The 19,949-nt window shown below is 69.7% G+C and carries 19 protein-coding genes and 1 tRNA gene; 8 read left to right on the plus strand and 12 right to left on the minus strand.

The window, feature by feature from the left end; all coding sequences use genetic code 11:
• Genes AC08OV_RS00195 through AC08OV_RS00205 form a run of 3 tightly spaced genes read right to left on the minus strand, consistent with a single transcriptional unit; the run spans position 1 to position 2,306 of the window.
• On the minus strand, positions 1-924 hold the full coding sequence (locus tag AC08OV_RS00195; RefSeq protein ID WP_476615261.1) for an FAD/NAD(P)-binding protein: 924 nt from the start codon (positions 922-924) through the stop codon (positions 1-3).
• Positions 896-1,363: a cyclic nucleotide-binding domain-containing protein gene (locus AC08OV_RS00200; RefSeq protein WP_476615260.1), complete on the minus strand. Its 468-nt coding sequence runs from the start codon at positions 1,361-1,363 to the stop codon at positions 896-898. Before AC08OV_RS00200 ends, AC08OV_RS00195 begins: the two co-directional genes overlap by 29 nt.
• A complete protein-coding gene (locus tag AC08OV_RS00205) occupies positions 1,350-2,306 on the minus strand; it encodes a 4Fe-4S dicluster domain-containing protein (RefSeq protein ID WP_476615259.1) in 957 nt (318 codons plus the stop codon). The genes AC08OV_RS00200 and AC08OV_RS00205 overlap by 14 nt, the downstream gene beginning before the upstream one ends.
• Before the next feature lie 288 nt (positions 2,307-2,594).
• Between AC08OV_RS00205 and AC08OV_RS00210 the strand changes: the two genes are divergently transcribed.
• On the plus strand, positions 2,595-3,512 hold the full coding sequence (locus AC08OV_RS00210) for an NUDIX domain-containing protein (RefSeq protein WP_476615258.1): 918 nt from the start codon (positions 2,595-2,597) through the stop codon (positions 3,510-3,512).
• 54 nt (positions 3,513-3,566) lie between these two features.
• Here AC08OV_RS00210 and AC08OV_RS00215 read toward each other — a convergent pair whose 3' ends face one another.
• Together AC08OV_RS00215 and AC08OV_RS00220 are read right to left on the minus strand one after the other, a co-directional pair.
• Complete coding sequence (locus AC08OV_RS00215; protein ID WP_476615257.1) at positions 3,567-4,277, minus strand: DUF1918 domain-containing protein; 711 nt, start codon at positions 4,275-4,277, stop codon at positions 3,567-3,569.
• A gap of 174 nt (positions 4,278-4,451) precedes the next feature.
• Entirely contained in the window at positions 4,452-4,892 is a 441-nt protein-coding gene (locus AC08OV_RS00220; protein ID WP_476593025.1) for an Hsp20/alpha crystallin family protein, read from the minus strand.
• Between the two features lie 472 nt (positions 4,893-5,364).
• Between AC08OV_RS00220 and AC08OV_RS00225 the strand changes: the two genes are divergently transcribed.
• The 5 genes from AC08OV_RS00225 to AC08OV_RS00245 all read left to right on the plus strand — a co-directional run bounded on the left by AC08OV_RS00225 (position 5,365) and on the right by AC08OV_RS00245 (position 11,519).
• Positions 5,365-5,943 carry a DoxX family protein gene (locus AC08OV_RS00225; protein WP_476619110.1) on the plus strand — a complete coding sequence of 193 codons (579 nt, stop codon included), beginning with the start codon at positions 5,365-5,367 and terminating at the stop codon, positions 5,941-5,943.
• A gap of 219 nt (positions 5,944-6,162) precedes the next feature.
• Positions 6,163-8,619, plus strand: a complete 2,457-nt coding sequence (locus AC08OV_RS00230; protein ID WP_476619111.1) for a UvrD-helicase domain-containing protein — start codon at positions 6,163-6,165, stop codon at positions 8,617-8,619.
• An 843-nt stretch (positions 8,620-9,462) separates the two neighbouring features.
• On the plus strand, positions 9,463-9,765 hold the full coding sequence (locus tag AC08OV_RS00235) for a DUF6342 family protein (protein WP_011438859.1): 303 nt from the start codon (positions 9,463-9,465) through the stop codon (positions 9,763-9,765).
• A gap of 59 nt (positions 9,766-9,824) precedes the next feature.
• A complete protein-coding gene (locus AC08OV_RS00240; RefSeq protein ID WP_476619112.1) occupies positions 9,825-10,238 on the plus strand; it encodes a WD40 repeat domain-containing protein in 414 nt (137 codons plus the stop codon).
• A gap of 234 nt (positions 10,239-10,472) precedes the next feature.
• The gene (locus tag AC08OV_RS00245) at positions 10,473-11,519 is read left to right on the plus strand and encodes an alcohol dehydrogenase catalytic domain-containing protein (RefSeq protein WP_476619113.1); all 1,047 of its coding nucleotides are present in this window, start codon (positions 10,473-10,475) and stop codon (positions 11,517-11,519) included.
• 64 nt (positions 11,520-11,583) lie between these two features.
• On the opposite strand, the gene AC08OV_RS00250 is transcribed toward AC08OV_RS00245, so the two are convergent.
• The 5 genes from AC08OV_RS00250 to AC08OV_RS00270 all read right to left on the minus strand — a co-directional run bounded on the left by AC08OV_RS00250 (position 11,584) and on the right by AC08OV_RS00270 (position 16,388).
• Entirely contained in the window at positions 11,584-13,500 is a 1,917-nt protein-coding gene (locus tag AC08OV_RS00250) for an AAA-type ATPase lid domain-containing protein (protein ID WP_476613901.1), read from the minus strand.
• Positions 13,501-13,654: 154 nt separating this feature from the next.
• Positions 13,655-13,930, minus strand: a complete 276-nt coding sequence (locus AC08OV_RS00255) for a 2OG-Fe(II) oxygenase family protein (RefSeq protein WP_476619127.1) — start codon at positions 13,928-13,930, stop codon at positions 13,655-13,657.
• Between the two features lie 14 nt (positions 13,931-13,944).
• Positions 13,945-14,017 (minus strand) — tRNA-Ala (locus AC08OV_RS00260).
• Between the two features lie 266 nt (positions 14,018-14,283).
• The gene (locus AC08OV_RS00265; RefSeq protein ID WP_476613900.1) at positions 14,284-15,348 is read right to left on the minus strand and encodes a ParA family protein; all 1,065 of its coding nucleotides are present in this window, start codon (positions 15,346-15,348) and stop codon (positions 14,284-14,286) included.
• Positions 15,349-15,533: 185 nt separating this feature from the next.
• Positions 15,534-16,388, minus strand: coding sequence for a maleylpyruvate isomerase family mycothiol-dependent enzyme (locus AC08OV_RS00270; protein WP_476613899.1), 855 nt, complete (start codon positions 16,386-16,388; stop codon positions 15,534-15,536).
• 224 nt (positions 16,389-16,612) lie between these two features.
• Here AC08OV_RS00270 and AC08OV_RS00275 point away from each other — a divergent pair, with 224 nt between their 5' ends.
• Positions 16,613-16,960, plus strand: coding sequence for a molybdopterin oxidoreductase (locus AC08OV_RS00275; RefSeq protein WP_462188790.1), 348 nt, complete (start codon positions 16,613-16,615; stop codon positions 16,958-16,960).
• Between the two features lie 76 nt (positions 16,961-17,036).
• On the opposite strand, the gene AC08OV_RS00280 is transcribed toward AC08OV_RS00275, so the two are convergent.
• Together AC08OV_RS00280 and AC08OV_RS00285 are read right to left on the minus strand one after the other, a co-directional pair.
• Positions 17,037-17,183, minus strand: coding sequence for a DLW-39 family protein (locus AC08OV_RS00280; RefSeq protein ID WP_476613898.1), 147 nt, complete (start codon positions 17,181-17,183; stop codon positions 17,037-17,039).
• Between the two features lie 101 nt (positions 17,184-17,284).
• A complete protein-coding gene (locus AC08OV_RS00285) occupies positions 17,285-18,076 on the minus strand; it encodes a nuclease-related domain-containing protein (protein ID WP_462188791.1) in 792 nt (263 codons plus the stop codon).
• Between the two features lie 376 nt (positions 18,077-18,452).
• On the opposite strand from AC08OV_RS00285, the gene egtA reads away from it, so the two are divergent.
• On the plus strand, positions 18,453-19,925 hold the full coding sequence (egtA, locus tag AC08OV_RS00290) for an ergothioneine biosynthesis glutamate--cysteine ligase EgtA (RefSeq protein WP_476613897.1): 1,473 nt from the start codon (positions 18,453-18,455) through the stop codon (positions 19,923-19,925).
• The last annotated feature ends 24 nt before the right edge of the window (positions 19,926-19,949 follow it).

Here is a 19,949-nt window from a genome sequence, read left to right on the forward strand (position 1 = left end):
TCACAGCTCCCGGACGGCGAGCAACGGTTCCAGGCGGTCGTAGCCGCAGACCGGTCCGTCCAGGCAGAGCATCAGCGGGCCGAGCTGGCAGCGGCCGCAGTGGCCGAGGCCGCAGTGCATGTTGCGTTCCAGGGACAGGTGGATGCGGTCGGCGGGTACGCCGGCGTCGACCAGGGCCCGCGCGGTCAGCCGCATCATGATCTCGGGTCCGCAGGTGAACGCGACGGTTCTGGCCGGATCGAAACGCACGTGCGGGAGAAGGGTGGTGACGACGCCGACCCGGCCGTCCCATCCGGGCTGCGCACCGTCGACGGTCACCAGGGCTTGGAGGTCGGTGCGGTCCTGCCAACCGGCCAGCTCCCGGCGGTAGAGGATGTCCGCGGGTGTACGGGTGCCGGCGAGCACGACCACGTTGCCGTAGTCGGCGCGCCGTCGCAGGAGCTGCCGGACGACCGGCCGCAGCGGCGCCAGCCCGAGCCCGCCCGCGACCACGACGACGTCCAGCCCGGCGGCGGCGCCTACCGGCCAGCCTCGCCCGAACGGGCCACGCACCCCGAGGACGTCGCCCGGGCGGGACGCGCAGATCGCTTCCGTCACCGCGCCGACCGCTCGGACGGTGTGCACAAGCGGGCCGTCGGTACCAGCCGTCACGGAGTCGTCGACCGTCACGGAGTCGTCGACCGTCACGAGGTCATCGCCTGTCGCCGGGCCGCAGCCCGTCACGGACAAGGGGACCTCGCCGACGCCGAAAGCGTAGACCATGGTGAACTGACCGGGTGCGGCGATGATCGGAGCGCCGGAGAGCGGTGCGAGTTCCAGGGTCCACGTGTCACCCGTCTCCTGGTGGCGGCGGGTCACCCGGAACGGCCGAGGGGTCATCTCCCCGGCCGCGCCGTCAGCCCTGGCCCGGGTTTGCGTAGACATCGAGCAGCCGCAACCGGGTGGCCTGCAAGCGCTCGATGAGCACCTGCGCAAGGTGGGACAGCACGTCGTAGCCCAGCGCCGGGTCCTGGGAGAACTTCCCGCGTAGGCAGGCACCGTCGATGGCGGTGGCGCGGACCAGCGAGAGGGCACGGGCGTCGAAATGGAGCCGGTACGGCGGGAACAGCCAGGACCAGCCCACCACATTGCCGGCTCCGACGGTCTCGACGGGGACCAGACCCCGGGTCGGGACGAAGGTTTCGATCGCGACCGTGCCGTGCCGGATGACGTAGAGGGTGTCGGCCGGGTCGCCTTCCCGCAGGAGTACGTCGCCCGGGCGGAAGACGGCGTGCCGGGCGCACCCGGCGAGGAGGGCGAGGTGGTCCGGGTGCATACCGGCGAAGACGCCGACCTCGCCGAGCGGTGCCTCAACCGACGTCATCGCCGGCCGCGGAGTTCGCCCGAATGGCGGTCAGTTCCTCGGTGACGTCGATGCCGACGGGGCACCAGGTGATGCACCGTCCGCAGCCGACGCATCCGGACGTTCCGAACTGGTCGTGCCAGGTGCCGAACTTGTGGGTCAACCACTGGCGGTAACGGGAGCGTCCGGAGACACGGACGTTGCCGCCGTGGATGTAGGAGTGGTCCAGCGAGAAGCAGGACTCCCAGCTGCGCCAGCGCTCCGCCTCACTTCCGGTGAGGTCGCTGACAATCTCGACGCCCCGAGGGGTGCCCGCCTCGACGAGCAACCGGTGGTCACTGGCCAGGATGTCGCTGAGGACCAGGTCGTAGCCCTCCCGCACCGCCGGGCCCGTGTTCATCGACACGCAGAAGCAGGTCCCACCCGGCTCGTGGCAGTTCACCGCGACGATGAACACATCGCTGCGGCGAGCAGCGTAGTCGCGGTCGGCGTGGCGCCCCCCGAGCAGGATCCGGTCCTGGATCGCGATGGCCTGCAGCTCACAGGAACGGACGCCGAGGAATGCCACCGCTGCCCGCGGTAGCGGTTCCTCCGCCACCTCGAAGCCGCCATCCTCGAAGCCGCCATCCTCGAAGCCGCCATCGCCGAAGCCACCATCGCCGTGGCGGCGGGTCTTCAGCAGGCGCAGCCGGGGCGGCAGCGGGTTCTGCTTCCACGAATGCGGCCCCACCACGTAACCGAACAGCGCCGCGTCGCGACGACGCTCGAGCCGGTAACGACCCGCCTCCTGGACATCGGTCCACCCCGCCGGGAGCTGTGCCGCGCTACTGATCTCGTCGTAGACGATCGCGCCGTCCCGCACCGTCGGGCCGACGACCTGGTACCCGCGTGCACGCAGCACATCGACGAGCGTCCCGAGCACCGCCGGCTCGACGATGAGCTCGGCCACACCCGCGTTCGTCACCCCACCCTCCACCCCCCGGACAGCGATAACCTTCCGTAGCGAGTTCCATACCCCTGGGTGCCGTCGGGGAGCATGCGCTTCAGGTGGGGATCTCCGCCCTGATAGCGGTGGACGCTGCGGACGGCCCGACCGCGCTCCGCGCCGCCGGCGGCGGGTTGTCGACCGGGCCTTGCTGGACCCGGCCCTGCTGAACCGGGCCCTGCTGGACCCGGCCCTGCTGAACCGGGCCCTGCTGGGATGTGCCTGTCCTCCTGGCGCCGCGGCGGCTGGAGTCGAAGACTGGACGGTATGAAGTCGTCGGCTGATCCCTGGGATAGGCCGGTACGGGTCGTCGGTGCCGCCGGTGGGGTGCTGTGGCGGCCCACGCGGGACGGGCGGCAGATCGCGGTCGTGCACCGGCCGCGGTATGACGACTGGTCCCTGCCCAAGGGCAAGCTGCGCCGGCGAGAACATCCGTTGCTCGGCGCGTTGCGGGAGGTCGAGGAGGAGACTGGTTGCCGGGCCAGGCTCGGGCCCCCGCTCGGCGAGTACCGCTACCTGACGGACGGCGGCAGGACGGTGAAGGCGGTCCGGTACTGGGGGATGCAGGCCCGTTCCGGCACGTTCGTCCCCACCCGGGAGGTGGACAGGCTTGCCTGGCTGGCGAAGGGGGAGGCGGCTCGCCGGGTCAGCTACGACACCGACCACCGCGTGCTCGCCGAGTTTGGTCGGCTGCCGGCGCCGACGGCCGCGCTCGTCGTCATCCGCCACGTTCGGGCCGCCCACCATCGGCGCTGGGACGGACCCGACCAGCTACGCCCGCTCGACGAGCGCGGCCGGGCCCAGGCGAGCGCACTGGTGCCGCTGCTGACCAGCCTGGGGATTCGCCTGCTGATCAGCGCCAACCTGCCCTGCTGCACCGCCACGCTCGCCCCGTACGCGCACACGGCCGGGCTCGCCATCGAACCGGAGCCGACGCTGGCGGACACCGGATATCCTGGATCGGAGGCGAGGGTGGTCGCTACCTTGATGGGGCTGGCGGCGTCCGGGACGCCGACGGCGGTCTGTAGCCAGCGCACCATCATTGCCGACCTGCTCCGACGACTCCTGGACGGCTGGTGCTGGCCGATCCCGGACCAGCTCGGGGTACGGGAAGGCGGCTTCTGGCTGCTGCACTGCCATCCCGGCAGGCTGGTCGCAGCGGAACGTCACGATCCCGTAGCATGATTCGCCTGACGGTGCGTGGTCGTCACGCATGCAGAGCTGAACCCGTCATCCTTTTCAGCCGGTGCCGCTGCGGGCCTCCTCGGGAGGGTGGCGGACCTCGGAGTCCGGTCCCGGGTAGACGAAGCTGACGTGCCCGGTGTCGGACCAGCGGACGGTGAACGGGGGGTCGCCGGCCGGCGAGCGCACCTCAAGGATCTCCCCAATGCGGTCCGGTTGCGTGACGGTGGGACGGTGGACAACCAGGGTGTCGCCGGGATGGGCGCGCATCGCCCTACGCCGGGGCGGCAGTCCGGGCGCCGGCTCGACGGGCTCCTCGCCGGTGGTAGCCAGCGGTGGGGCCTCGCGGTGGGGGGCAAAGACCTCATCGGCGAGCGGGTGTACCAGCTCGGCCATCTCATGCTCGGTGCGGATGAGCAGATCGTCGACGGACAGCAGGCCGACGAGCCGGCGGCCGTCGACGACCGGGAGCCGGCGGATCGCGTGGTCACGGAAGATTTCGTAGGCCCGTTCGAGGTCGACGCCGGACGGCACGGTGATGACCTCGGTGGTCATGAGGGCGTCGATCCGGCTGTCCGTCAGGATGCCGCGGGCAACGCCGCGTAGCACGATGTCGCGGTCAGTGACGATCCCGACCAGGCGATCGTTCTCCATGACGAGGAGCGCGCCCACGCCCTGCCGTTCCATCTGCGCCGCCGCGTCCCGGATCGTGGTGGACCGCTCCACGGTGACCGGCCGCCGGACGATCGTGCTACGGATGTCGGCCATGCTTACCCCCTCCAGGAAGGTGCTTGCCCCGGATGGTGACTCCTGGCTCCCCACTCGGGAGGAGACTCCCCGCACGGGATGAAGAAGCGGGCCGGCACCCGGGTGGGTAATAACGTCGCCCGGGGCCGCAGTCGGCCGGAGAGTTCGGGCCCTGCGACCGGGCGTCGTCGGGCGTCAGCCCTGCTCAACTGTGATCTTCCGGCCGGACGTCTCGGCTGGCTCGACCGGAACGCGGACTTCCAGGATGCCGTCCTTATAGGTCGCGGCTGCCCGGTCCGCCTTCGCCCCGGGCGGAAGCGCCACGGAACGACTGAACGCGCCATAGCGGAACTCGGTGCGGTACCCGCCGAGAGCCTTCTGACTTCGCGCCTCGTGCCGTTCGGCGTGTACCGCCAGCGTCCCTTCGGAGACGGTGACATCGACGTCTTTGTCCGGGTCGACGTCGGGGATCTCGGCGCGCAGGACGTAGGCGTCGTCCTCGGTGTACTCCTCGACCGGAACGTCAGCCCCGCGCCGGCCGAGCAGCTCCGCCGCGGACGTCCGTGCCTGCGACCAGGGCAGACCCAACAGATCGAACCAGTTCCGCCGGGGACGCTGGCGTTCCATGCTCGCCATCTGGTTGCTCCTTCCTGGCGGCCGGCGGCTGCCCGGCCCAGCCGGCACCGCACACGCCCGCCTGCCGGACGCCGCCGGCCCGTTGTAGACGGGCCCAGGTTCCACCGGATGAGCGTCGCCAGACGGTCGCCGAGTCGCGCGTGGTAAGGTGACAATCTTCTCTTCTCCATAGAAGAATGCAGATCGTCACCTAGTGTGTCCCGTCTGACCACTTTCAGTCTCTACCCATGCTTGGCTCGCCCGAACCACAGACCGGCCAGCTCCAGGCCCACGACGGGCTAGCTCACCCCGGCCGCTCCACCTCGGCAGGACGCCGATGATCGCCATCTATCCGCTCAGGTGCGCGCTGCCCCCGGTCGGATCACCCCCACGGGCGTGGGGAGGACCGCGGTGGTACCGGCCCGGCAGAGCGGGCAGGCACAGTAGTGACCAAAGCTTCACCGTATGCTTTCGCCTGGATCAGGGTTTCGATATGAAACTGCTCGCTACGCGGCACCGGGCATCCCTCCACCTGGCACCCGCTACCCCCGCACCGCCCGACGCCTCCCGCCCGGGCCCGTCCCGCACGGCCGTGTCCGCAGCCGACCTCGGGCTGCTGCTGCTCCGGATGACCTTCGGTCTGCTGCTCGCCGGGCACGGCGCGCAGAAGCTCTTCGGCCTGTTCGGTGGCCACGGCCTCACCGCGACCGGCAAGGGATTCGCCCAGCTGGGTTACCACCCCGGCACCTTCTTCGCCGGGCTGGCCGGCGCGTCCGAGTTCCTCGGCGGCCTCGGCCTGGCGGTGGGCCTGCTGACTCCGTTGGCGGCCGCGGCCGTGATCGGCGTGATGATCAACGCAATGATCGTGACCGCACCGAACGGACTGTGGGAAACCGACGGCGGCATGGAGTACCCGCTGTGCATCGCGGTGGTCGCGATCACGGTGGCGGCGGTCGGTGCCGGGCGGCTGGCGCTCGACCGCCTCTTCCGGCGGCGCGACGGCGGGCTGCCCGAGGCGGCCTTCGCCCTCGGCCTCGGCAGCATCAGCGCCGCCATCGTGCTGGCGGTCTAGACCGAACTTACGTGATCCTTCTCTGCCGAAAGCGGCCGTGGCCAGGGCGTTCGAAGAGTTCGAGTCGGCACGCTCGAACCAGCGTTCGAAAGTAGACTTACGTTTCCGACAACAACCACTCTTCCCTAGGGCCTGCAGACCACTGTCGCCCGTAAACGTAGCCAAACGACGACTCATTACCGTACTCTTACCTGTGACATAAGGTGAGGGAGTAGTGACGTGCTTTTGGATGGACCGGCAGCGCGCATCCCCGCCACCGCTGCGTCGACCGTCGGCACGTCGACCGTCGGCACGTCGACAGCCCATCCGCCGACGACCGCCTCGTCGACGCGAGACGCCGACCCGCTGCCAGAACCGTCGGCCCTCGGTCAAGCTGTCCTGCTCGGGATGGAGATCGACGGAGTCCAGCGACAGATCCAGCACCTGACCGACGTGCTGAAGCAGTTACGCCGCCACCGCCAGCACTGGGAAGCCGGTGGCCGGGCCGAGCAGAGTGTGGTCCGAGTGCTGGTCGGTATGGACGACGCAGGGTGGCACGTGCTGCCGGACCGACGGTGGCCAGGCACCCGCCGGGCCAACATCGACGTGATCGTGGTGGGGCCTGGCGGAGTCTTCGTGGTAGACGTGAAGAACTGGCGAGAGATCACCGTCGAACGCGGCCGGTTATGGCGTGGCGACGCCGCCGCGGACGACGACGTCCGCAAACTTCTGGATCAGACCGTAGCGGTGGAGGAGGTGCTGGTAGAGGCAGGTCTGCCACCGACCGAGGTGGTTCCGCTGCTGGTTCTGGCCAGGCGGAAAAACGTCCGGGCACAACTCGACCGGGTGACGGTGCTCGGCGAGCAGGACCTCACCCGCGACCTGGCGCGTCGTGGCGCACGCCTGGCACCGGACCTCGTCGAACAACTACTGGACCGTCTGGCACGCGGTTGCCCGCCGATGCCCCGCGCCACCACCGCCACCGCCACCGCCACCGCCACCGCCACCACGGTCGTCACGGTCACCGAGGCGCCGACCTCACGGTCTGTCCGCCGTCCGGTCGCGCGCCGGGCAGGTCCCTCTTCGAACGGTACGGCCGCGACCGGAAGCCCAGCCGCTATCGAGCGTCCCACTCGGGCCTACTGTCCAGCTCCGGCCGGGCGTCCGATTTCTTCCGAGCCGCTGTCGCCGCCCGAGCAATCGGTTCCACCAGATCAGGATGCCCTGCTGAGCCGCGAGGAGCTGTGGCAAGAACTTCTCGACGCCGCCGCCCGGGAGCCGATCGAGACGTGGATGACCTGGCTGCACCCGACGCAGGCCCGCCTGGCCGGCCGGCAGTGGTCGGGTCCGGCCCGCGTCCGCGGCGCGGCCGGTACCGGCAAGACGGTCGTCGCGTTGCACCGCGCCAAGTATCTGGCCGCCCGCGGGGAACGGGTGTTGTTTACCTCGCTGGTGCGCACGCTGGGGCCGGTCTACCGCGCCCTGCTGACCCGGATGGCCCCCGAGCACGTCGACCGGATCGAGTTCGCCACCGTCCACGCCGTCGCCGCACGTTGTCTTCGCGAACACGGCTTGGCAGACCGACACCAGCAGGAGGTCGCCGACACCTGTTTCTGGCGCGCCTGGGGGCAGGTCGGGCAGTTCTCGGTTCTGCCCGGGCTCGGCCTGGCTCCCGGGTACTGGAAGGACGAGATCGCGACAGTCGTCAAGGGCCGAGGCCTGACCGACTTCGAGCAGTACGCCAAGCTGGCACGCGTCGGGCGCAGCACTCCCTTGCAACCGACCCACCGACGTGCGGTGTGGGAGCTGTACGAACGGTACGAGCAGCTCCGGACAGAGCGCGGCGTCCTCGATCGCGACGACGTGCTGCTCCTGGCTCGCGACCTGGTGCGCGAGAGTTCCGGCACCCGGTACGACGCGGTGATCGTTGACGAGGTACAGGACCTGACGTGCGTCGGTCTGCAACTGCTGCATGCCTTCGTCGGCGACAAGCCGGACGGCCTGCTCGTGGTCGGCGATGGCCAGCAGTCCATCTATCCCGGCGGTTTCACCCTCGCCGAGGCCGGCGTCGCCGTCGTCGGACGCTCCACCGTGCTCGGGAGAAACTACCGTAATCGCGAGAAGATCCTGCGCTACGCCCAGGCGGTAGTCGCCGACGACAGCTTCGACGACCTCGACGGCGTCCAGGAACGCGGGCGGCGCGAGGTCGACGTCGACCGGCCGGGAGGCGAGATCCGCGAGGTCACGGTGTCGGGCACCGTGGCGCAGGATGCGGCGCTCTGCGAACACCTCGTGGAATTCCATGACAATCGGAACGTCCGTTACGGCGATATGGCGGTGCTCGTGCCGACGAACGCCGCGGCTGCGCGGTGGCTGCGCGTCCTCACCGATCGGGGCATTCCAGCGGTTTCCCTCAAGGAATATGACGGAACCAGCTGTGAGGCGGTCAAGGTCGGGACGTACCACCGGGTCAAGAGCCTCGACTTCGCCCACGTCTGTATTCCCGACCGCAACCTCTTCCCGAAGCCGTGGCGGCCGTCCGAGTCGGCCGACGCGTTTCGCGAGCGTACCCAGTTGGAACGCCGACAGATGTACGTGGCCATCACGAGGGCACGAGACAGCGTGTGGGCCGGTATTCGCGAGGTACCCGACTCGGACCACTCGATCCCCGCCGAGATCGGGCACAGCTCCAGGTAGGAACTCTGGAACGATCCCGCTTTCGTGGTCAGCACGTCCCCGACAACGAACTACGACATCTACGAGTACCTGCGGGTCGGCAACGGGATCGGCCCGGTGCACCGGTCATTCCTGCGGTTTGACACCAACGCGATCGAGGGCAAGCACGTCACCGCCGCGACACTGAAGCCGCCGCGGACCCGACGCTCGACCGCCGTGCGGGCCGGTGCCCGGCCCTCCGACGGGCCGCTCCACCCAGGGATGCCGTGTGTACACAATTCCGGGTCCACTTCGAAGCTGGTCAGCCCTGGCCTGTGGACGGAGATTGACCCAAATTTCCCGCGCATCCGGGCCTCCTTCCCGACCCGACCCGCGATTACGCCTTATCACCATCGCATACACTTCGGTTCAATTCCACCCAAAAGCGGACAGTGGTTAACTAGATTTGATATATTTGGGTAATATCCGCGCGCCACCGTCTCCGGCATGTGACGCTGCGTACGCGAGGTGCGATTCCATCACTGGCTCTGGGGGGAGAGGTGTTGTGGCGCTCATGCCTGTGACTCGGATGGTTGAACGGCCCCATCCGGAACAGGGAATACTGAGATCAAAGAAGCGATCGTTCCTGTCTATTGAGACGTCCACGCACCCGTTTACTGGTCCGATCGGGTAGAAAAATTGGCCAGGAGCGCGGCCGGCAGTCGAGAAAATTCCGGCCGGAACGTGCGGTGTTATCTCCACGCCGGCACACGCGGAGATGCCTCCTGCTGACTCCTGTTTGCCGATGGCCAGGTTTTTCTCGAAACCATACAAACCTACTCCAACCAGGAGAGGTTTCCCACACAAACTAGAATGGAGAAGACCATGGCGGAAATTGACCTCGGATTGGCCACGGACTGGGATGAGGGCGACACCCACGGCCGAATCAGGTTGAGGCAGAACCAGAAGTACCCGAACTCGCCCAAGAAGGATGTGCTCATCAGCTCGCCGGTGAGCATCGAACTCTCGGTCAACACAAACTACTCCACCTCTCAGGAAGCCGACAAGATCTTCTTCACGACCCACCACGGCAACCAGAAAAAGATCATCGCGATACTGGACTCCAACGGAGACCTCTACATCGCTGGCCGCGTGATCGAAGGGCAGTCGAACCTGTCCTACGAGTAGCCCGACAGCTCGGGGTGGGCCGGCGCCGCCGCGCCCACCCCGGCACGGACGTCGCTGCCGTGCTCGCCCCGCTGGGTCTGCGGCTGTCAGCAGCCAAGACCCGGGTAGTGCACACGAGCGACGGGTTCGACTTCCTGGGGTTCCGCATCCAGCGGCGCCGCAAGCGAGGCACGAACCAGTGGTACGTCTACACCTGCATCGCTGACCGGCCCCTCAAGGCGCTGAAGGAAAAGAGCGGCCACCCGATGAGCGTCACGTTCAGCCCGACGATGCCGCTGGTCGCCACCGGGGGTACCGACACCACCGTCCGGCTGTGGCAGCTGGCGTTCCCCGACCCGCCGCGGCTCGTCGCCGCCGTCGGCTACGGCCGGCGGATCAACCAGCAGTGGGCGCGGGCGGTGGCGTTCAGCCCGGACGGCACCCTGCTGGCCACCGCCGGCGCCGACCGCGTCACCGTCCTCTGGGACCTGTAAGCGCGTCCGGGACCTGTGAACGCTTGGGACCTGTGAACGCTTGGGACCTGTGGGTGCCGTAAGTGTCCCGGATCCGGGGCACTCCACCTGCGGACAACCCGGTGGCCGCTGCCAATGGTCCGATTTCGCAACAGTCGCGGGAGCTGCACGCTACTAGGGTCTGATCCGGGGTCGCGCGAAGGGCTCCAGGAGCGAACGGCCCCGGAGCCTACATCAGAACAACAGGAGGTACCGATGAAGGCGCTGGTATACCACGGGCCGGGCAAGAAGTCGTGGGAGGAAGTTCCCGACGCCACGATCCAGGAGCCTGGCGACGTCGTCGTCCGGGTCGACACCACCACGATCTGCGGGACCGACCTGCACATTCTTCAGGGCGACGTCGCGACCGTGACCGACGGCCGCATCCTCGGCCACGAGGCCGTCGGCACGATCATCGAGGTCGGCGACGCGGTCACGGCATTCCAGGTCGGTGACCGGGTGCTCGTTCCAGCGATCACGAAGTGCGGCCGCTGCGAGTACTGCCAGCGGGGAATTCCCTCGCACTGCCAGACCGTCGGGGGCATCGGCTGGATTTTCGGGCATCTGATCGACGGGACGCAGGCCGAGTTCGCCCGGGTCCCCTATGCCGACACCTCGCTGTACGCGGTGCCGGCGAACGTGGCCAACGAGCAGGCCATCTTCCTCGCCGACTCGCTGCCGACGGGCTACGAGGTCGGCGTGCTGGCCGGCAACGTGCGTCCGGGTGACACGGTCGCGGTGGTCGGGGCCGGGGCGGTGGGGCTCTCGGCGATTCTGACGACCAGCCTGTGGGGCGCGTCGAAGGTCATCGCGATCGACTCGAACAAGTTCCGGCTGGACAAGGCGCTGGAGTTCGGCGCCACCGATGTGGTGGAGGTCGGCCCCGGCACGGTCGCCGAAACCATCGCGCTCACCGACGGGCTCGGCGTCGATGTCGCCATCGAGGCGGTGGGCTATCCGGAGACGTTGCTGACGGCGGTGTCGCTGGTGCGGCCCGGCGGCACGATCGCCAACGTGGGTGTGCACGGCACGCCGGTGGAACTGCCGATGCAGGACCTGTGGATCCAGAACCTGAGCCTGACCATGGGGCTCGTCGACACCGTCTCGATCCCCACCCTGCTCAAAATGGTCGCCAGCGGCCGGATTCCGGCCGAGAAGATGGGCACGCACACGTTCACCTTCGATCAGGTGAACGAGGCCTACGAGGTGTTCCGGAACGCGGCGGCGAACGAGGCGCTGAAGGTTGTCATCAACCGGGTCTGAGCCCGTCTCCAGCCCGGGACGGTTCTGCGGCGGGGCGGGTTTGGTCGACCTTCTCCGCCGCCCGTCAGGCGATATAGCTGATGCCGAATGCGTCGATCTTGCGGTAGAGGGAGGAACGGGCGATACCGAGCATGGCGGCGGCCTTGTAGCGGTTGCCGCGGGACTCGTACAGCGCCTGGATGATCGCGTCGCACTGCGCGGCCTCAAGCATCGACATCTTGCGCGCTCTGCCCTGGAAACACAGCTGGGGCAGGTCCGGGGGCTGAACCTCTCCGATCGGCTTGCGCGTGACGACGTACCTGAGGACGTCCTGGAGCTCGCTGATGTTGCCGGGCCAGGCGTACCCCTCCAGGACCCGGATGACCTGCAGACTGAGCCGCAGCGAACGGCGTGCCGCGATTTTGTGCAGGATCGACAGCGCGATTTCCCCGATCTCGTCGGCCCGGTAGCGTAGGGCGGGCACCCGGGTGATCTCGTGGAAGTGCCGCAAGAGCAGCCCGTAAGGCCGGGTCGCGTCCACCGCCGGCGTGTCGATGCACCCGACGAGCAGCGGCGGCGAGGGCAGCGCGACCAGCGGTCGCAGCGTCTCGTCCAGGCACCGGGCGGCGATCGGGGTGAGCAGGTTCATCCCGCGCAGCACCAGCAGGTGCGGCCGGTCGCCGGCGCCGGTGAGCAGTCGCGTACCAGGAGGCGTCCGGGCGCTGCTCTGCTCGGGTGCGCCGCTCCGCTCAGCCGCAAACGATCTACAGTCCACGGTCACGACCCGACCCGACCCGTACGCCTGCCGGAACTCGTTGATCACCAGAGTCTGCTTGCCCACTCCCGGCTCGCCGATCAGCAGGTGGTTACGGCCCTGCTGGATGCTGACGACCACCTCCCGCCGCGCCCGCAGGAACGGGGACAGCAACTCCCGATTCGCCCGGATCCGCGCCTCGGCGTGCTCCTTCTGGGCGTGGCCGGGTCCTCTGAGGTCCTGCGCGTAGTCGCGTCGAACCATCGGTGCGACGTGCGAACCCTGACGCCGGACAGCCTCGGCCGGCTCGGCCGACCGCTGGGCACCGGTCGGCGCCCCCGTGAGCAGGCATCCGACCACGTCATCGCCGAGCTGGACCGCCTCGGTCACCACCTCGGCGCAGCCGCCGGAGGGCAGCTCCACATGCTGGCGGGCGAAATCCCGCAGCGACAGGCTCGCCAGCACCAGGTCGCTGAGCACCCGCAGGTCGCCGACCTCCAGGTGGCAGGCCGCGACGTTGGTCAGGACGTAGTCCCCGTCCGTGGCGAGCACCCAGGCCTTGTCCTGGCCGGCGTGGCCGGTACGGTCGTCCCCGCAGGCGCGGGCGAAGCGGTCGAGGATCGTCTGTGACCGCCGGTGGGGTTCAGCTGCCATCCGCTCGGTGACCTGACGGGCGAGCAGCTGCGCCACCGCAGGTTGCAGGGTCGTCTCGTCCGACTGGTGGCAGATGACCACCACCACGCCGCGGACGTCGCGGCTGTGCGGATCCACCACCAGCGCGGCGGCCTCGCCGAGACACCTCAGCTGGGAGTGGTAGTGCTCCGGACCGCTGATCGCGATATCGGTCTGGTCATGCAGGGAGATCGACGCGGCGGTGGTACCGACGGCCTGCTCGGCGTAACCGTAGCCGGGCACGAACAACACCCCGTCGAGCAGCCCGGCAAGGGCACGGTCGCCATCCCGGCGGACCCGCACCACCCCTGCGGTGTCGACCAGCACCAGCGAGGCGGCAACCTCGGCGCTCCCGGCGAGGAAGCCGTCGAACACCTCCTCGGCGCAGGTCACCAGAGGCGTAACCTCGGGGTGGCCCAGGAACCGTGCCCTGATGCGGTCAGGCTCGATGCCGTACGCGCGCGACCGCTCCCATGAGGCCAGCACGGCCGGCCGCACGACATCCCGCCAGACCACACCCTGCCCCGCGGTCAGAAACGACCGGCGCGCCGCCTCAACCTCGACGAGCCTCGGCATGCGGCAGAGTATAAGAGCACCGCAGTGGGCGTCACCTGAGCTTTATGCGCGTCGCGGGAGCTTTGCGGGTGGACCGGGCGGCTGGACCGCCTCCGGCGCGCCGAGCCGCGCGGCCCACCACCAGGTCAGGCCACGCAGGTCAGTGCAGCTCAGGTCAGCGGCCGGCGGAGGTCTCGGCGAGCTCCGCGTAGAAGATCCCGGTCGACTGCCGGGTCACGCTGCCGCCGGCCACGACCCGGTGCCGGCCGGCCGGCAGCAGACCGTTGGTCCAGCGGGTGAGGATCGTCCCCGAGAACACCTGCAACGCCCCGGGCACGACGGGCACCGGGATCCAGGTGCCGTCGGACCGCCACGCCGCATCGGGGGTCCGGGGGTCGCCCCCGGGCAGACATAACGGCTGATCGGAAGCCGCCCGAGGGGCGGCGAACAGCCGAAGCCAGCGCGTGGAGACGAGGGGACTTGAACCCCTAACCCCTGCCTTGCAAAGGCAGTGCTCTGCCAATTGAGCTACGCCCCCGAGGGACGCACTCCGGCCGGGACGGAACCATTCGACGATGACCACCTCGGCGAAGCGCTTCACAAGCGTACGGCATGACGGTCTCCTCGGACGTTGGTCCGGCACGGGAACCACCCGGGAACCATGGGGGGACACCGATGCTCGGGTTGATCCGATCTTCCGGCGATCACAGTGCCCGCCTACGACCATCGTGCCCCGCGGGAGCCCTGTGGATAACCGGGCCGCGACTCCCCCAACCGCCACCCTGTGGATAACCGGCCCGTCGGTCAGGACCGGCGCAGGGTCGGATCGATGAAGGCCAGCCGCTCCCGCACCTTGACCGCGAGATCCCGGAAGTCGGAGTAGCACCGCCGCACCGCGCTCTGCGTACCGCCGAGCGCGCCGTCTCCGGCCCGCAGTTCGAACATCGGCTTACGGGCGTCGTGCGCCAGCGGGATCAGGTTCGCGTAGTGCCCCAGAGTGGCGATCTCGAAGGAACGGTCGTGCGGTCCGGGGTTCCCGCTGGTGAGCACCGAGGTCGCGAACACCTCGGGAATCCGGTCGAGCCACCGGTCGTGCGCCTTTGCCGGCCGGTCGGTCCGCGTCGGCGGCTGCATCACGATGTACCCGATCGGCATCATCAGCCCGCGCGGAGCCGAGATGCGCGCGGGAATCTTCGGCAGCACCGTGCCCTGCCAGGTGGAACGCCACTCCCGCAGCGTGGGGCCGAGGTTGCGCAGCCCCCGCAGCGAGAACAGGTCCGCCACCAGTGGCATGAGCACGGTGTCGGCGGACAGCAGCGCGGCCCGGTTGATGGCCCCCAGATTGGGCCCCACGTCGATGAGCACGATCTCGGCGCCGACCAAGCGGGCACCATGGTCGATGACCCGGTGCAACGCCGTCGTCGTACGCAGCGCCGCAATGTCCTTGCCGAGGAAGCTGTTCGGCCAGGCGGCCGACAGCCGGTCCTCGAAGACGCTCAGCTCGACGTCACCGGGCAGCAGCCACAGGCCGTCCTCGATCGTCACCGGATCGAAGAGCGCGACGTCCCCGACCCCCTCCATGATCGGCCCAATCGCCGTCGCCATCGTCCCCGTACCGGGGACAATCCGAACCAGGCGCGCGTCGAGGTCGATGATGGACTTCGGCGCGGACGACGCGGTGACCTCCGGCTCCTCCCACAGCTGGGTCAGCTCGTCCTCGTCGAGGAACTGGGCGGTCAGGTTCGCCTGCGGATCGAGATCGACCGCGAGCACCCGGTGACCCATGCGCTGCAGCATGTGCGCCAGGTGGTAGGCAAGGGTCGTCTTACCGACGCCGCCCTTGTTGTTGAACAAGGCCATCGTGATCATGAAAAGCTCCGGCCGCGATCCCCACGTCGCCCGCGCGCCGCCTCACCCCAGTTGTCCCTGTTGTCCAACACGGCAGACATTGTCGCGCTAGCCGGAAACCTCAGAAGAAGCCCGCCCCGTCGCGGGTCCCGCCAGCCCGGTCCGGGACGCCGAGCAGCCGGCCGGTCAGTCCGAGAAAGCGCCGGTCATTCCCAGGGGGCGAGGGTGGGCCAGTCCGGCCGGTCCGGGTCCCGGCCGGCGAGCCAGCGCAGCGTCGGCCTGGTGGGCGCGTCGACGACCACGCGCCGCTGCCCGCGACCGACGGCGGTCGACGGCCGGTCTCCCGGCGCCAGCACGACGGTGATCTCCGAGGGTACTCGGGCCGGCAGCCCGCGCAGGGTCCACTCCCATTCGGCCTGGACATAGGCCGGGCTCAGGTCCGCCCAGCCGGGACCGCCGAGATCGGCGAGATCGAGGTCGACGAGGTGTATCTCGGTCTCCCGCCAGCGGAGGAAGACCAGATCAGCAAGGGTCGTCAGGCCATAGGTGGCGGTGTGCCCGAGACCCGTGCGCCAGACGTCGATCTGCACGCCGTCCCAGGCCCGCTCCAGCCGGGTCACCGCGGCCACCAGGTCGTCGCGGACCTGGGCGGCGGGCAGATCGCAACCGGCGGCGATGCCGTCCTCCCGCTGCTGCGCGCCCCCCGGGTACTGGGCCCGGATCCCACCGGCCCGGGCGGCTTCGACCATGCGGGTGTGACTGTCCGCGTTGCGGGCCAGGTGGGTGAGCAGGTGACCGACCGCCCAGCCCGGCAGGCCCGACGGACGGCGCACGACGACGTCGTCCAGCCGGCCGGCCACCTCCAGTAGACGCCGATGGGCCGCTGCACATCCGGCGAGCCGATCGTGCGGAACCACCGAGGGGAGGTAGGAGGGACCGGACGGCGGCGACGTGTCGATGCTCGACTCCTGAGCGATGCTCACACCCGCCCCGGAGTCGGCATCAGCTCCCGCGCCGGGGACGATGGCGTCGGACGGTCGGGGCGAGGTCGGGGTGGTCATGGTTCTACGGTGCCTCCCGACGCCACCACACGCCAGGTCAAGCCTCCTACCAGCGTCTTTACCCGCAGATTCCTTATAGTCGGCACACGCCACGCTCGAGATCCGGGCCGCGTCCGACGCTCCCTCGATGGCCGACGTAACGCGGTGGAAACAGCTCCGAGCGAAAATACCCAGAGGAAGATACGGAAAGCATGCACACGGATACCCGGCGGAAGGATGAGCGGATGTTCACAACTCCTCGCTTCCTGCAGGGCATTGTCCCCTTCGAGGGCAAAGGTCTGGATGTTCCGATTTCGCTTGGCTCGTCGTTCAGCTACGTCGTCCCAGCCGGCATCACCGCCCAGCCGCTCTACTTCCGGGGCGGCAACTCGACGGACGAACTGATCTGCCCGATCCTCCTGCGGAACGGGGTTCCCATGCGCTTCTTCCCGATCGGAGCGCGGGGTTCAATCCACGTGCCGCTGCGCGTCGTCGAGGATCTGGTGTCGGAGACGCACATCGAGCTGCACCTCGCCGCCCCGGCCGGGCTGGTCGGCACCCTGGTCGCCGACGTGGGCCTAGTCGAGCTCTGAGGCTGAGGCCCTGAGCTGGAAGCTTCGGCGGGCTGACCCCCCGGGCCGGGCTGGCACCCCGGCCTTGCCGCGGACCTCAGCGCCCGCCGGCCGGGGTGCCCGCCGCGGAGGTCGCCTCCCGCCAGAGGTCGATCTCCTCCTTGCCCCTGCTGCGGCGCCGGACGGCGGTCAGCGCGGCTCCGGCGCTCGCCAGTAGAGCCAGCACGGTCACCTTGCGAACCATCTCGTCTCCTTCGTAGGCCACCTTCACCCAACGGTATCCCGCCCGCCGGCACCGTGGCCGGACCGGGTCGCATCGCCCTGATCAACGTCACCGCAGGCTGATCAACGCCGCAGCAGGCCGCGCAGCCGGGATCGGGCCGGCCAGGACGGCGGGGGTCCCGACACCGCATAGGCCGGGAACACCCGCTCGGCCACGTCGACCAGCATCGCCACGTCGATGGGCCGAAGCACGACCCCGGCGGAGAGCACGTAGTCGGCCACCCCGGTGGCAGGCAGCAACAGCACGCCCTCGACGAGGGCCAGGCCGGCGGGAAGATCCGCGCGGGCGAAGGCCACGACCGGCTGGACCTCCAACTGCCAGCCCGCCGGCAGTTCCGCGAGGAGCTGCGCGGTGGCCTCCTCGCCCATCCACGCGACCAGCCCCAGCATCGCCCGCAACGGAACCTTGCCGGCCCAGACCCCGGCGGCGTTCTGGCGGATCGGTCCCGGATGGGCGTCGGTCTCGATCACCCAGGCCCCGGACGGCCCGATGACGAGATGGTCGATATTGCCGGCCGAGTCGGCCAGCGCGCGGTCGTGCAGGACGGTGTAGCCGGCCCGGACCAAACGGTCCAACGCCCGTGCGGTGCTGCGTTCGGCCTCCGCGTCCTCGCGCCAGGCCTCGATCTCCGGCGGGGACCGGAGAAACCGGGTCGCCGCGACGAGGACCACCACGACGGCCGAGATGATCGCGAGCTGCACGGCCACGAGCGCGGGCAGCCCGACCAGGAGGCTGACCACGGCGACGACGAGGGCGACGGCACCCGCTGTCGCCCCGGCGACGGCCATCGCCCGCCGTTTATGATCACCGCGCTCGGCGACGTACAGCTGCTTGCGCCGCAGGTACTCGGCCATGGCCGAACGTCCCGCTGACTGCCGATCGGACACGTCCGCGGTCACCACCTCCCGGCGCCGTCCCGACGCCGTTGCGCTCGGCGTTGTCTCCGGGCCCGGAACCGGCTCCGCCGTCAGTCAATCACGGCGTGCTACTGACTCCCGGTCCGTCCCGGTCACCATTCCATCGAATACACAACAGCGACAGGGTCAAGGGCGTGGAATATGCGAGGGAGAAGCACGTTGAAAACACATCTATACCACCCATCGGCGAGCTGGCCGAGGCGACACCGAGTACGGCGGCCGGGTAGGGGGCCGGCAGCGTAGGGGAGAACCCACCAGAGGCCGCCGCCGGGCGCGGTGTCGAACAGTTGCAGTGCCGGAGAGGAGCCACAGGATGCCACGCCACGTGACACCCGAGGGGATCCGGAATGACGAGCCGCAACCACCACACCCTCACTCACAGCCACAGCGGCGGGCGATCGACACCGACCAGGTACGGGCCTTCGCGGCCGGCTGCGTCACGCCGGTCCACGGGACAGGCGATGAGGCGGCCCGGGGGGACGGCCATAGGGATACCCGGGGGAACGGTGGCCCGACGGTACCGGGAGGATGCGTCGGCATCGAGACGGAGTGGCTGGTCGTCGACACGCAGGCGGTCCACTGCCTGATCCCGCCGGCCCGCACGCTGGCGTCCCTCGCCCGGATTCCCGGGACCACCCCGGGCCCCGGCGGGCCGGTCCTGCCCGGGGGCAGCCGCATCACCTTCGAGCCTGGCGGCCAGCTGGAGCTGTCCGGGCCGCCGGCCGAGCTCACCGCGGCCGTGCGGGCGACCTCCGCCGATCTGAACCTGGTCCGCTCCGCACTGGCGGTGGACGGCCTGGCCCTCGTCGGCATGGGGGTCGATCCCCTGCGCGTCGGGATGCGGCAGACCACCGCGTCCCGGTACGCGGCGATGGAGGAGCATTTCCGGACCGGGGGCGGGGCGTCCGGCACGGTGATGATGTGCTCGACCGCCTCCGTCCAGGTCAACCTGGACCTCGGCGGCTCGCCTGCCGAGGCGGCGCGGCGGTTCCAACTCGTCCACGCTCTCGGCCCGGTCCTCACCGCCCTGTTCGCCGCCTCACCCGCGTACGCCGGCCGCCGGACCGGATGGCGGTCGACCCGCCAGGCAGTGTGGGACGGCATCGACGCGAGCCGGACCCGGCCCGTCGCGGCCGCCCTCACGGCCCCGGGGTCCGGCGACACCGAGCCCGATCTCGTCGACCTGTGGGCGCGGTACCTGCTCGACGCCAAGCTGATGATGGTCGGGAATCCCGCTGGGACCGGCAACCCCAAAAACGATCATCATTTCGTCGCGGTCCGGGACGGCTCGACCTTCGGGGACTGGCTCGCCGGCCGCGGCCCGGTCACCCGTCCCCCGACCCGCGACGACCTCTCTTACCACGCGACCACGGTGTTCCCGCCGGTCCGACCGCGTGGCTGGTGGGAGCTGCGCTACCTCGACGCGCAACCAGGTGACGGCTGGCAGGCCGCCGTCGCGATGCCGACGGTACTGCTTGACGACCCGGTCGCCGCGGACGGAGCGTTCGAGGCGTGCCTGGCCGTCGCGCATCGCTGGCCGGCCGCGGCGATGCTCGGCATGGCCGACGAGCCCCTGCGACGCGCGGCGGTGCGCTGCGTCGACCTGGCCGTGAGCGCCCTGCGCCGCGGCGGCGCGACCGATCTCGCCGAGACGGTCGAGTCGTTCGCCGGGCGCTACCTCGACCGCGGCCGATGTCCGGCCGACGAACTGACCGAACGACTTCTCGCGATCGGCCCGGCCGGTCTGCTGCGTGAGGAGGCCCACCGGTGCGTCTCACTCGTCTGACCCAGTCCCCGGCCGACCCGGCCG

Source organism: Frankia sp. CeTa3Moorea, assembly GCF_978021225.1.

What these genes read in the sequence shown, in the direction of transcription:
- AC08OV_RS00285 (WP_462188791.1), bottom strand. Translation starts at nt 18,076, where the DNA reads ATGGCCGAGTACCTGCGGCGCAAGCAGCTGTACGTCGCCGAGCGCGGT.
- AC08OV_RS00200 (WP_476615260.1), bottom strand. Translation starts at nt 1,363, where the DNA reads ATGACGTCGGTTGAGGCACCGCTCGGCGAGGTCGGCGTCTTCGCCGGT.
- AC08OV_RS00270 (WP_476613899.1), bottom strand. Translation starts at nt 16,388, where the DNA reads ATGACCACCCCGACCTCGCCCCGACCGTCCGACGCCATCGTCCCCGGC.
- egtA (WP_476613897.1), top strand. Translation starts at nt 18,453, where the DNA reads ATGCCACGCCACGTGACACCCGAGGGGATCCGGAATGACGAGCCGCAA.
- AC08OV_RS00215 (WP_476615257.1), bottom strand. Translation starts at nt 4,277, where the DNA reads ATGGCCGACATCCGTAGCACGATCGTCCGGCGGCCGGTCACCGTGGAG.
- AC08OV_RS00265 (WP_476613900.1), bottom strand. Translation starts at nt 15,348, where the DNA reads ATGATCACGATGGCCTTGTTCAACAACAAGGGCGGCGTCGGTAAGACG.
- AC08OV_RS00210 (WP_476615258.1), top strand. Translation starts at nt 2,595, where the DNA reads ATGAAGTCGTCGGCTGATCCCTGGGATAGGCCGGTACGGGTCGTCGGT.
- AC08OV_RS00220 (WP_476593025.1), bottom strand. Translation starts at nt 4,892, where the DNA reads ATGGCGAGCATGGAACGCCAGCGTCCCCGGCGGAACTGGTTCGATCTG.
- AC08OV_RS00250 (WP_476613901.1), bottom strand. Translation starts at nt 13,500, where the DNA reads ATGCCGAGGCTCGTCGAGGTTGAGGCGGCGCGCCGGTCGTTTCTGACC.
- AC08OV_RS00280 (WP_476613898.1), bottom strand. Translation starts at nt 17,183, where the DNA reads ATGGTTCGCAAGGTGACCGTGCTGGCTCTACTGGCGAGCGCCGGAGCC.
- AC08OV_RS00275 (WP_462188790.1), top strand. Translation starts at nt 16,613, where the DNA reads ATGTTCACAACTCCTCGCTTCCTGCAGGGCATTGTCCCCTTCGAGGGC.
- AC08OV_RS00235 (WP_011438859.1), top strand. Translation starts at nt 9,463, where the DNA reads ATGGCGGAAATTGACCTCGGATTGGCCACGGACTGGGATGAGGGCGAC.
- AC08OV_RS00245 (WP_476619113.1), top strand. Translation starts at nt 10,473, where the DNA reads ATGAAGGCGCTGGTATACCACGGGCCGGGCAAGAAGTCGTGGGAGGAA.
- AC08OV_RS00195 (WP_476615261.1), bottom strand. Translation starts at nt 924, where the DNA reads ATGTCTACGCAAACCCGGGCCAGGGCTGACGGCGCGGCCGGGGAGATG.
- AC08OV_RS00225 (WP_476619110.1), top strand. Translation starts at nt 5,365, where the DNA reads ATGAAACTGCTCGCTACGCGGCACCGGGCATCCCTCCACCTGGCACCC.